Source organism: Desulfobulbus rhabdoformis (assembly GCF_016919065.1).
Lineage (GTDB): Bacteria > Desulfobacterota > Desulfobulbia > Desulfobulbales > Desulfobulbaceae > Desulfobulbus > Desulfobulbus rhabdoformis.
This window is the reverse complement of sequence record NZ_JAFFQA010000072.1, coordinates 1-12,259: the sequence shown is the minus strand read 5'-3', so window position 1 is coordinate 12,259 and position 12,259 is coordinate 1. Positions and strand designations below refer to the sequence as shown.

The following is a 12,259-nucleotide window of genomic DNA, read 5'->3' as shown; positions in this document are numbered from 1 at the left end:
ACATGGTCCTTGCAGCCAGCGGGCTGAGAAGGCGCTGAAAATATGCCTTAAACTCCACAGAAAAACCCAAAAGTCTCTTCAGCACCATTCACATTGGCGGTCCAGGGGACAAAATGGGATTTGCTGTCATTATGTTAACTCTCTCGGTGACCTTGCCTGAGCCAAGTCCAAAACTTGAGAATGAAACTAATCTCCGCACATTATTGCTGTAATATGTTGATGATTGTTGGTTGCGTCTGCAAAAGCATGCTGTCAGTATTTTGAAAACTTAATGGACCATACCCTTTTGAAGGGGTGTTGCTCGCGTCAATGACGAAGAGGTAAACAGAATCATCAGACGAAAACCTACCACCCCTGACAGTGACATTAATTGACGTGTCCGTCCATGTGTCAGGAGTTGCAATAGCCAACTTCGTGCAGTTTTCATATACTGGTGCGTTGCCTATCTCTACGCGAGCGGCGGCATTAGGACCGATAGCCAAATAAACATCGTCGATAACATAATTATGAGTCGGGTAGGAACTACCACTCCTGAAATACCCAACTACGCTTAAACGGTCCCATACATAAGGCATCCCCTTATCCTCATATTCAGGATTAAACCATACCTTGCCATCCATATTAGACTCATTATAAACAGAATTGACTTGGCCTGTCGATGTAACCCCTTGGAATGCCCCCTCTGTACCTTCGACATTTGCCTCGTTACCCTTCAGCCAATGCGACAACCGAACTGGTTTTCCCCACTCCCAACCAGGATTTTTCCATTCTTGATACAGGTAGACTTTTGTTTCGTTAGATGTGACGGTCATCCAACTTGTCCCCGTCCAGTTAGGGCCAAAAACATCATGTCCTGCACCGCTGGCGTAACCATTGGGGCCATAATAGACCCAGTGATGCTTTAAAGCTGACACGTCCGGCATAGTTTCAAATTCAGTGGCTGTCGGGAATTTGTAACCGCTAGGAACATAAGCGTAAGAACTGACAAACACCTCCGATGCTGGTTCTGGAAATAAAAAGTAATTTTGAATGTGCCCATCTTCTAGTATGAGTCTTGCTCCTTGCCCGTTCGACAATGCAGCGTCGGAATATTTTACGGCGTGCATCTGTTGCCAAGTGCCGATCTTGGCTGTTGCTGAAAACTGTGCCCCCTCTTCGATATCTTCGGAAAAATCATCGAATAAGACCACATTCGGCCCAGTACTCCCAAAGTCAGCACCACTAATGATAATCTGATTTTCAGCGACAGGTGAACTGGAAAAACTTAATATGGATGGGGTCGAATGGGCAACTGAAAAGGTAAAAAAGGTGAGCAGGGATACAGTAATTTTAAACATAAAAACTCCTAAGCTATATATTTATATAATACGCTTACCACTCAAACTCAGCTGAAAATTTTTTCCACTGGTACAACACTATTTATCCACCAGTTTTGGCATAGTGCTAGATATCGGGTCACCGTAGTATGTATCGCCTCGACAGTGCCGGAACTACGTAGCATTTTTCAAATATTTCATCTAATGAAATGAAATTTTCGACAAATATTGATCCATTAATTTTCTATAAAACTAGAAAGCTTATTATTTCAACTCGCCTCTATAGTGTTTAATACTTTTGTTTTTTTAAATTTCCACTCATCATCCAACCTCTTTTTCAGAACTGCTATATCTTTTTTAAGCACATCTTGATGGTCAAAGGCGTTAATCAATGATTTTTTAATTGAATCTCTATCATTATCGGTATACACAACTCCATTATTGAAATAATCCCTGATCGCTTTTGTATTCGATAGTATCATTGGCTTCTCGAATGATAAGGCTTCATAAGCACCACAGTTCAGACACTCTTCTCTCCTTGTAAGAACAATCACGAGATCAACATTTTTCAACAAAGATATATATTCTTTTTCGCTGACATATCCTGTCAAATTGATATTCTTGCAAATGTTTTTTGTTTTTATCTTATTACTATATTTTCCACTAATATAAAAATTCATGAATTTCATTTCAGAAAATGCATTTATGGCCTCATCGAATGGCTCATCCTTAGACCAAGAACATATATATAAAACATTATATGTACTGGGCATAACAATATCATTTATTGGTTCGTCGAATAATGGGATTGGATCTTCTAGAATAAAAGGGGTCCCCCCCCATAATTTAACCTCATCACATAATTTTTTTGTTGTAACAATAACATAGTCAGATTTGATTGATATATATTTTGCAATTGAATTTAGTATAAAAAATTTCCCTTCGAGCGGGTATAGCCCTGCATAATGCTCATCTACAACAACTTTAAATTTATATATTTTTCTCAGAAAAAGACAAAGAAATGAAAGCATTATAGATGGATTTTGGCAAAATAAAATATCAGGTTTCTCCTTCCGGACAATTTTCACGGTATTATATGAAGATATAATATATCTAGCTATATATTTCTTTTTCGTCACAATTTCAAAAAGTTCAGCATCTACTTCTTTACTTAAAGATTTATTTCTTCTTTGATATTCCCAGGTGAACCATATTTTTTTTTTCATTTCAAATGCATAAATTTTGTTTTTTTGATTGAACGATTTACTGAATACTAAGCAACAAATAGGGAGTAGGCCTTATAGCAGGGGTGTTTTTTGCAAGTACCCGGCTTGCGGTGCAATGCCTCAATGCCGTTGCGTTTCATCAGGGCGCCAAGGCAAGCACACGAAAATCTTTGCCAGCCACACGTTGGCAAGGAAAGAGTTGTCGCTGCGGCCCTGAATTGTTTCTACTTGATACTCATTTTGGTTTTCTCGCGCTCTAAAAGATTGCGGGCTATATGCCGCAGCACGGCAAAATTTTCAGGAGCATCACCTTTCGAGATCCAGCTTCATCTTCTCGAAAAGTGACATCAAGCACCTAGTGAAATCGATTTTCTATGCCCCAACAAGATCGGACCACTTTGGCAAAAAGCTCGGCCTTATTTCCATGGCTCGATATATGGTATAGGCACTCTATGCTTTTTTTGGTCCGTTCTTAAACGACAACACCAATGGTCCGAAGGCCCTTCAATTGAGGAGAGCATGGCTAACTCTGTTGCATCGGTGGTGAAATGGAAACGGATTTTATGGTGACCATGCCCCTTGTTTTCGATTTGATAGAAATCGAACTTCTCGCCGTTGTAAGTGTATTGGCATCCGCCTGGCTAAAAACTGTTTCGACAGCTTCGAGCAAGTAACTTTGGTTACCTTTTAATCCCAACACATAATCACCACTTTGCTCGACCATCTGTGCGGCTATCTTTTCTGACATCCCATGACGTCAATGGTCACGATACAGCCGTTGATTTCCAACAATTTTAACAATTCCGGGATTGCTATGATTTCGTTGGATTTTTCTTCGGTTTTCCGCCGCCCATGCACTCACCATGTGAACGGGTGATTTACCAGAGCCGGAATCGTATGATCGCCTCAAAGTTTTGCCATCAATCGAGATAATCTCGCCATCGACAACGTTGACTATGGAGTGTACCCACTGAAAAAGCACTCTTGGAAAAGCTTAGCACTAAGGCGAAATAAGACTCGTCGAAATGTATCGTGGCCAGGAATGCCGTTGGGGATTTCTAAAATAAATAGAAAGCCTTTCCTGCTTGGCTTTTCCTAAAATTTCAATCTACTCCCAACCAGACACACCGGACACCATGGCGCAGATGACAATGATAATAATACGATGAGCAGGTCCTGGTTTTTACTTCGACTCTTGGATCTTTAAAGTCCTTAAAATGAGTAGGGGTGTCTGGTTGCAATGTTCTCATCTCCCCTTCTCCTGCTGAGTAATATTTAGAGGGGGGGTTTATAATAATTTTTCGATCAATACAGGGGAATAATTCGATTTTATTTTACGCAGGATACCTGCAAAAAAAATGTCATTTCAATATGATATCGTCTATTTTCATTGCTCCTCTAACTAATACTTTATCCACACTCATCAGTGTGACGCCAGGCTGAGCGGTTGTCAGATCCGTTTGCAAATCTCTAGTGACATTTTTCCAGGCGCCGTCCATTGAGGTCTGGCCTAGGCCATAATAGATATAGGTGCTGGTTCCCAATTTGTCGGTATCTGCTTCGGAGTAGACCAGATACCGCTTGCCCGCAGACGTGGTTGTCTGGATATAAAGCATGTAGCTTCCAGATGTCGCAAAACTCAGGCTTATGGTTAATTTATCCTCGATAAGCAAGCCAGAACCATCATCATTGGCCAATGCAAAACCATTGTCCCTGTCGCTGCCTTTCAACGATATTACCCTACTGTTCCGTGCGGTGTCGAATTCGTTGGTAAACGTTGCTCCCTCTGGAGTGTTATCATAAATTGTCCATCCTAATGTAGTCCCGTCTTCCGCATCCTCAAGCACCATCCCTTCAGCATAATTGATACTCTGCTGGGCTAGAGCCACGCCCTCGGCGTCGTCGACGACGGTCAGGGTAACAGGGTATGTACCTGGAGTGTACGTTACTGTGGCTGTTGCTCCCGTTCCTTTTATGCCGTTGCCAAAATCCCAACGATATTCGGTTATCGCACCATCAGAGTCGGTGGAACCGCTGGCGTCAAAGGTGAATATTCCACCATTGTTTGCATACGTGAATGAGGCTGTGGGTGGCTTGTTGGTCGCGGCTGCATCAGTAATACTGATTTCCTTAAGGTTACCGGAGAAGTCGGCTGCCATTGCCGGGGAGAAGAGGCACAGGGAAAACAGGCCTGTGAGGATGGTGGATGCGTTCATTCTTATTCTCCTGGATAAAGTTGTACCAGTTTTTTCGTTTGTTGGTTTGCAGGGTCTTGTTTTCATGGGCTGTTTTTTGGTGCCGTGGTTGTTTTCTTGATTGTCGTTCTCGTGAAAAGCCACGAAAACGATGTTCCAAGATCCACAATTCACTGTTTTTTACAATGCGGTGCTTTTCATCTTTTGACTTTTTACGAAACCATCTTGTTTGGGATTTCTCCCTGCGGTTAAAATGACAGCTTAGAGTGTCATTTCAACCAATAGGGGCCAGCCTTCCGGGATACTTTGTTTTCCGGTCATGGCTTATAACTCAGGCTGTTTGAGGCATTGCCTACCGCACCGTCACAGTATCGATCGCCTGGCTGGTGAAGGAGGTGAGGTCGGTTGGCATGGTCATTTCACAGCTCAGTTGTCGGTCTGCTGACTTATCACTGGTACAGACCACCTAGCCATTAGCCAGAATTTGAAAACCGCTGATGTTGGATTCCTGGTCAGCATCAAACTCCCAGTTAAAGGTTGCCAGTACCGTCTTTTCTGATACTTTCTGACTCAGGGCAATGTAGCCAACGATCTCCTCGGAGTGGGTAACTTCCATATCCTTGGATTGCTCTTCCTCTACTTTTACCTCTACTCCTGTTGCTGAGAGGTTTTGCATTCTGATTGCCGCAGGCTGAACGTCGGCGGTTGTCTGCATATCAGCCAGAAGAAGTGGCAAATCAGTTCCTGCACTTGGGAAGGTGATGGTCGACCAGGCGTCTCTCGCTCCAGTTGCCGTGGCACCACCCCAGTATTGCATATCGCCAAGGCTGCTTGTTCCTGGTTCCCATGCGAGATAATGAACGGTTTCTTCTGCATGCTTATTCACATTCTTTTCCTGCTCACGGAAATAGTAGGAAAATGTGGTTGTTGTGGCATCCTTGATGCGGCCGCTAATGGCCTCGAATTCATTTTCCATGGCGATCGTGGTGATAACCACAGGTGTAATCGTAAAGGCTTCGTTGAACGACACCGTCGACCATTTGGGCGAGACAGCAAAGACCACGCTTCTTTGATCCACTTTTTTTCATGGCGTATATGTCACGCTGTTTGAGACCTCACTGGTAGTACCTATTACTTCGGTTGCACGGACGTTGAACACTGTTTGACCTGCTGGCTGTGTGATTTCGCAGCTAAGGTCCCGGTCGGTGGGCTGGTCGGTTGTGCAAATCACCTCACCGTTAGCCAAGACTTGAAAACCACTTATATTGGCCTCTTGGGCGCTATCAAATTCCCAGGTAAAGGTTGCTTGCACAGTTTCCACTTTCTGACTCAAGGCTATATAACCAACCGATTCTGTGGTGTGAGACACTTCCGAATCTTTGGATTGCTCCTCTTCTACTTTCACTTCCATCCCTGTTGCAGTCAGGTTTTGCATTCTCAGAGCAGAAGTGTCACCACCATCTGTTGACTGCATATCTGCGAGGATCAACGGTGCACTTTCCTGAGCGGATGGAAATGCTAGGTTATACCAGGCATGTTGGACGGCATCTGCGGTTGTAGCAATGGTGTATTGCATCATTTCTCCCAGAGTGCCTTGACCGGGCTCCCAGGCAATGTAATTGATCGTTTCAGCTGCGTGTTTATTAACATTAACCTCTTGCTCACGGAAGTAGTAGGAAAAGCCTGTGGTTGAAACAGCTTTTACACGACCGCTGATTGTTTCGCTTTCATTTGCTGTGGCGACCGTTGTTATGACCACAGGTGTTTGGGCAAATGTCTCGCTAAAAGAAATTGTTGCCCATTTTGTGGATCCGGCAAAGGTACCCGCTTCCAGCTTGGAACCATCGGGTAAGGTGTATTGGCCTTTTTCAATAGCGATAAAGCTGACGACTTCTTCTGGGTGTGTTTTGTCGAGATAATCCCATTCGGCGAACTTGATGTCAAAGCCGCTTGCATCAATATTGCGCACACGGATAACTCCGGGCTCAGCGTCGTTGTAACTGGCGGGACCAGCTATGACGATTGGATTGGTAAATGTATTACTGAATGAAACACGGCTCCAATCACCCGTCACTCCGATCTCACCGACCTCCAGATTCAGCTCAGCCTCCTCTTCTTCGGCTTGAACTGTGATCGTAGTCGAGGCAGCACCTGTGGCTCCTATATCGTCTGTCACCTGGAGAGTAGCCGTAAAGGTCGCTTCTGTTGTGTAGGTATGAGTTACGGTCTTTCCGGTTCCTGAACTTCCATCACCAAAATACCAGGTATAGGATGCAATAGAACCATCGCTGTCCTCTGAGGAAGAGCCATCAAAGCTCACGGTCAACGGGGCTGTGCCTGTTGTAGGATTGACACTGATAACTGCTGTTGGCGCTACGTTAGCAGGTGCTGCAGTAACAACCACAGGGGTTGAGGTCGCGCTGGTCAATCCGTTACTATCGGTCACGGTTAACTCGGTAGTATAGGTACCGGCTGCAGTAAAGGAATGACTGACTGACGCCCCGGTTGCGGTAGTGCCATCGCCGAAACTCCAGGAATAACTCGTAATGGTTGCTGGTGAGGTTGCAGTAGAGCCAGAACCATCAAAAGTGACAGAAAGCGGTGCAGATCCCGCGGCTGCCGAAGAAGAAACAACGGCGACAGGAGGTGTTGCAGCGACCTCAGGCTCAGTGACTTGCACAGCAACCGTAGCGCTACTGCTTGCCCCAGCGCTATCTGTAATAACTAGTGTTGCTGTGTAGGTACCGGCTGCAGTAAAATTATGACTCACCGTGGAGCTGGAACCAACAGAGCCATCACCAAAGTCCCAAGCATAGTCACTGATGGTCCCGGTTGATGCTGTTGCGTCAAAACTCACTGTTAGGGGAGCGGTGCCCGTTAAAGGATCTCCTGTAAAAACCGCTGCCAGCGGAACAGTCTCCTCAGTGGGGGTGGAGGCATCAGGTACATACGCTAGCATATTGGAAAGTTCAGTCAGAGTTCCATCAAGATTAACAGCCTTCACTCCATAGAGGATACTGCCTGTAGGGATGTCCACGGTACAAGCCAGCGTTCGCGCGGTCGGATCCATTGCTTCACAGATAGGTAAACTATTCTGAAAAACACGGAACCCACTTATTGCGGTTTCCTCCCCGGTGAACTCCCAAGAGAAATCGAGCAACTTAAAGGTATAGGTTTCCGGGTAGGTGGTGGGATCAAAAACTAGAAGATTGGACTGCTCACTCTCCGTGCCATCCGTATTGAGTTGGCTCATGCTGAAGGTCATAGTTTCAGGGAGAAGATTTGCGGTGCAGGCAATCGAAGTGTCGGTTGGTGAATTAGTTTCACAAAGCGCGGAGCCGTTCAGGTAGACACGATACCCGGCAATACTTGAAACATCAGTCGGCTGTTCCCAGGAAAAGGTAAAGAGCTTGCTTCCAGTAATTCCCGTAATCGTTACCGTTGATGAGTCATCTGTAGTGGTTCCATCCGTCGCCGTCTCATCTGTTGTTCCATCTGTGGGTGTGGCCCCATCATCCACAAAGGCAAAGGGGGCAGAATGGGGGCTTTCTGTTCCGTCACTGAAGGTGGCGGTCAGGGTGAAATTGGTGGTTGCTTCAGTCAAGGTAACTTCGCAATCCATGGATGTTGCGTCGGGATTTTGCGTCAGGCAGACAGCGGCCCCCTCCTGATACAGTACAAAACCGGTTACAGCTGGCTCGGAGGGAGGGGTATAGCCCCATTCGATATGTATTGACTCTGCTGCTGCTGACGCAACGAGCGTTAATCCGCAGATGAAGATGGCTAGAAGGCGGATAATTGATCCTTGCATATTATTCCCCGTGTGAAATGGATTCCTGAATTCTCGACGGCGTATGGCTACGAATTCAGGAGATTGGGCAGCTTTACCAACCTAGAAGCATGCAATGTGCCAAAGCAGCACATTTAATTTCCCCATTATTTCAAGCAGGTTAGACAAAAAGCATTCCAGACAGGCCCCCTCCGATTACTTTTCTGTAATCCAAGCTCCTGATCCCGTTACTTCACCATCGTAAGCGCCCACTGGGCCCATTCGTACTGGGTATCGGACAAATGATCCTTTTGCTTCTCGATGAAGTTTCCCAATAAATCGACGGAATCAAATGTTATTCGATAGTAGCCATCTGCGTAAGCGCCCCTGCCAAGCAGGGTGGCCTTCCCCGCTTTATCAATGCCAACGATGAGATCTCTGTTTTTATAGAGAGTCGCATCGGCTGTATGGGTTACAGTCCCATATTTCAATTCTTTGTAATACTGATAGGAGACGACTGACCCGAAAACCACCAGAACAACAGCGGCTACGGCAAGTCCTCGGGCAAGAGGTGTGTTATTCAACGGGTTAAATATATCGGTGAAGGTCAGTTTAACATGCTTGCGAATGGCCTTGGTTATGTCTGTTTTTCTTGCAAGACAAGGCTGAACCGCTTTACCGGTACATTTCTCAACGCTCTCAATGGCTTCGTGATCAAGAGGATCCCACATCGCCAAATTAAGAATATTGTCACCTTCGTAACTCAGGGGCATAATATTGAATTTCTGACAGATATACCGTGGCAAAATCCCTCTGACCGTATCCGTGTAGAGATCGCTGGGGTTGACTACCGATAGCCCGAGTTGCTGTGCAGCAAATTCCGTTTGTTGGTCATCGGTAATGGCTCCCATGCTCACCAAGATTTCTCCAAGACGACCACCTCGCAGAACCTGCATCTGCAACGCACGCTCTACTACCTCAGGAGTGACCAAACCAGCATCGACCAAAAGCTCTCCAAGACGTTTTTTCTCAGCCATTATCTATCTCCTTCCTATGAAGAGAATTGAGGGAATTTTGACCTGAATCCGTGAAAGCGGGTGATTACTGAAAAATATACCATTTTAAACAAACGAAAATTTATAAAAAATTAGTTTATTGTTCAGTTACAGCCTACGTTACGTATTCAGGTTTGAATCTGTCAATCTCATAATCAGTGATCCCAAAATACCTAACAACTATCCACCCATCTTTTGAATTTTACTTGCCCCTAAACAACGATCTTTAACAGGGGCACAGAGTGAAAAAGTCAAAATTTTCGAATACCAAAACTCAGGAAAAATCTAATCATTCAAAGTACACAATAGAGGCACCAAGTTCTTCATTTCGATGCTTACGCCCCTTGCAGCAGGTTAAAGTACAAAAAATTTAACTCACTGTAAGTAAGACTTTTTTTGTATATATGGGTTATTATAGGGGGAAGAAAAGGGAGATTACAAGAGAGAAATTTAAATGTAATTCAAAAAGGTAATTTGAAATACGGGTACAATGATTCGCCCCTCAGCGAGAAGCTCAATTTTTTTGGGAAGATCGAGAACGAGCAAGGATGAGCAAACCAGCTAAAAAAAGTATTGCGGAGGAAGGCAAAGGCAAAGGCAAAGGGACAGAAGAGGCGGGAAGAAGGGCGTAAGCATTGACTTTAATTCCTACTGACTGATAAAAAGTTGTTCCATGGCGAAAATCAAACGCCCATCCGTAATCTGTATCTAAAATATCTTTTATATCTTGAGGAATATCATCGTCAGGAACAAGTTCCTCATACCAAAAACAGTACTCTTTATACGGGGTATCATCCGCAATCGGGGTAAGTAAATTATATAAACTCTCTAGTTCACCTTGGTCATAGGATGGCAGACGCCAATCGGTATACCCACCAGCCCCCATTCCATCGTTTAAAGTGTTAAGGCCATTTATCCAATCCAAGGCATCTTGTCGAGTTCCGACCTTATCCTCTTGATCGGTTAATGCATCTCTAAGGGTCTCCGTTTTCAGCCAAAAAACATGTAAATTTTCATCATAAAGTAGATTTTCGTCATTCCATGAATAAGCATTGGCTGTTGAACAGTACAAAAAGATTGTAATTGCAAAGATACAATATAACTGAAAACGTAACCTCATGCCCTCTCCTCATGACAAGCGACACTCTCTCCTAAGGCCCCCAAAAGCGCCTCACGAGCCTTAGCATCACCATGGACTAAACGGATTTCACCAGGAGGTTCCGGCATAGAGCGTACCCAATCCATAAGCATTCGCTGATCGGCATGGGCAGAGTAACCGCCCAGGTTATGGACGGCGGCCCGCACTGGAACTTTCCCTTCTATTATTTTTCTCCCCAAGGTTCCATGAGCCTGGTAGCCGACAAAAAACACATCGTTTCTGGAGTCACTCAGGCCCTGATCAAGATGATCGAGAATTCGTCCGCCGGTGCACATGCCACTCCCGGCAATGATAATGGCAGGCCCCTTTATATTCAGCAGTTTTTCATGATCTCTGAATTTTCGGACCGCATAGAGGCCCTTGAAGTCAAAGGGGTGATCTCCCCGAGCCATCAACGCCTGCGAGTCTTTATCCCAAAACGATTCAAGACTTGAATAAATATCGGTGATTGTAAGTCCCAGGGGGGAATCTACAAAGACAGGGACATCGACGTTAATTCTATCGAGCTCATAGAGCAGTTCCTGAGTACGGCCCAGGGCGAAGGCTGGGATGTATACAATCCCTTTATCAGCCAGGGCCTTTTCCAGTAACCGTCGCAAGGCTTCAACTCTATTTTTTCGCTCTGGATGGAGGCGATTGCCGTAGGTTGACTCAAGGATCAGGAGATCACAGCTTTCCGGCTTGTCGGGGTCGGGTAATATTGGTGTGTCGGAACAGCCTAGATCACCAGAAAAGATCACCCGATATTTTTGATCACTGTCTACGGGGAAACTCAACTGGATAAAGCAGGAGCCAAGGATATGACCGGCATTTTTAAGCGTAAAGGTGATCCCTTTTCGTAGGTCATAGACATCGTGGAGTTCAAAACCCCACGAGAGTTCATCGATACGTGATTCTAGCTTTTGCACTTCACCACGGCTCCAACGATCTCGGGAAAAAGAGAGCGCATCGTGTAACATGGGGAGCAGCAAAGCCTTTGTTGCATGTGTACAAATTATTTCCCCACGAAATCCGGCTGCGATAAATTCCGGAACACGCCCGATATGGTCTATATGGGCATGCGTCAAAAAAAGATACTGGATAGACTCAGGAGTGACAGGAAACTGATCGAAAGGAAGGACAGGATCGTCCCCGTAGGCAGTACCGCAGTCAATGAGGATATTGACACTCTCGGGTGATCCCGGTTGAGTTTCAATGAGGTGACAGGATCCAGTAACACAGTTTTTTGCACCAAGATGGAATATTCGAGGAATCATTGCACAATACACTCTTAATTGGCCCTAAATCCGTGACAGCGGTTGATCACTGAATAAGGTATCCTCTTAATTCTACTTTGGGGATCATCCGGCAGAGCATAACTTCTCTTCACTCTGTGCTTTATACGCAGAATCGATGGATGCCTGTCGTTTTCGGTGTCGCTTTTCCAACTGCTCCAACATTTCAGATTCCGTAATGTCTCGTCGGGGCAAAGTAGCCTTGAGAATTACCGCAATATCAGCGCAGCTCAAGAGCGGTATTTCCGTTTTGTTGGTGATCCGT

General features: G+C 45.1%; 9 protein-coding genes and 1 pseudogene. All 10 read right to left on the bottom strand.

The features are described from left to right. Positions 1-200: 200 nt before the first annotated feature. Entirely contained in the window at positions 201-1,337 is a 1,137-nt protein-coding gene (locus JWJ90_RS21500; RefSeq protein ID WP_205229279.1) for a hypothetical protein, read from the bottom strand. A gap of 248 nt (positions 1,338-1,585) precedes the next feature. Then, a complete protein-coding gene (locus JWJ90_RS21495) occupies positions 1,586-2,542 on the bottom strand; it encodes a glycosyltransferase (RefSeq protein WP_205229278.1) in 957 nt (318 codons plus the stop codon). 523 nt (positions 2,543-3,065) lie between these two features. Beyond that, positions 3,066-3,290 (bottom strand): hypothetical protein, encoded by a 225-nt coding sequence (locus JWJ90_RS21490; RefSeq protein ID WP_205229277.1) that lies wholly within the window; start codon positions 3,288-3,290, stop codon positions 3,066-3,068. A 613-nt stretch (positions 3,291-3,903) separates the two neighbouring features. Further along, positions 3,904-4,758 (bottom strand): PKD domain-containing protein, encoded by an 855-nt coding sequence (locus JWJ90_RS21485; RefSeq protein WP_205229276.1) that lies wholly within the window; start codon positions 4,756-4,758, stop codon positions 3,904-3,906. 445 nt (positions 4,759-5,203) lie between these two features. Beyond that, a complete protein-coding gene (locus tag JWJ90_RS21480) occupies positions 5,204-5,815 on the bottom strand; it encodes a hypothetical protein (protein ID WP_205229275.1) in 612 nt (203 codons plus the stop codon). A 6-nt stretch (positions 5,816-5,821) separates the two neighbouring features. Beyond that, positions 5,822-8,548, bottom strand: a complete 2,727-nt coding sequence (locus JWJ90_RS21475) for a PKD domain-containing protein (RefSeq protein WP_205229274.1) — start codon at positions 8,546-8,548, stop codon at positions 5,822-5,824. 206 nt (positions 8,549-8,754) lie between these two features. Then, positions 8,755-9,543, bottom strand: coding sequence for a cyclic di-GMP-binding domain-containing protein, MshE-related (locus JWJ90_RS21470; protein WP_205229273.1), 789 nt, complete (start codon positions 9,541-9,543; stop codon positions 8,755-8,757). A 532-nt stretch (positions 9,544-10,075) separates the two neighbouring features. Next, entirely contained in the window at positions 10,076-10,681 is a 606-nt protein-coding gene (locus JWJ90_RS21465) for an Lcl C-terminal domain-containing protein (protein WP_205229272.1), read from the bottom strand. Then, entirely contained in the window at positions 10,678-11,976 is a 1,299-nt protein-coding gene (locus JWJ90_RS21460) for an MBL fold metallo-hydrolase (RefSeq protein WP_205229271.1), read from the bottom strand. The genes JWJ90_RS21465 and JWJ90_RS21460 overlap by 4 nt, the downstream gene beginning before the upstream one ends. Positions 11,977-12,060: 84 nt before the next feature. Beyond that, positions 12,061-12,259 (bottom strand): annotated as a pseudogene (locus JWJ90_RS21455) (hypothetical protein); the annotation flags it as partial.

Bases quoted from the DNA above. Each gene is read 5' to 3' on its own strand.
- JWJ90_RS21470 (WP_205229273.1), bottom strand. From the start codon at position 9,543: ATGGCTGAGAAAAAACGTCTTGGAGAGCTTTTGGTCGATGCTGGTTTG.
- JWJ90_RS21500 (WP_205229279.1), bottom strand. From the start codon at position 1,337: ATGTTTAAAATTACTGTATCCCTGCTCACCTTTTTTACCTTTTCAGTT.
- JWJ90_RS21475 (WP_205229274.1), bottom strand. From the start codon at position 8,548: ATGCAAGGATCAATTATCCGCCTTCTAGCCATCTTCATCTGCGGATTA.
- JWJ90_RS21495 (WP_205229278.1), bottom strand. From the start codon at position 2,542: ATGAAAAAAAAAATATGGTTCACCTGGGAATATCAAAGAAGAAATAAA.
- JWJ90_RS21485 (WP_205229276.1), bottom strand. From the start codon at position 4,758: ATGAACGCATCCACCATCCTCACAGGCCTGTTTTCCCTGTGCCTCTTC.
- JWJ90_RS21460 (WP_205229271.1), bottom strand. From the start codon at position 11,976: ATGATTCCTCGAATATTCCATCTTGGTGCAAAAAACTGTGTTACTGGA.
- JWJ90_RS21490 (WP_205229277.1), bottom strand. From the start codon at position 3,290: ATGTCAGAAAAGATAGCCGCACAGATGGTCGAGCAAAGTGGTGATTAT.
- JWJ90_RS21465 (WP_205229272.1), bottom strand. From the start codon at position 10,681: ATGAGGTTACGTTTTCAGTTATATTGTATCTTTGCAATTACAATCTTT.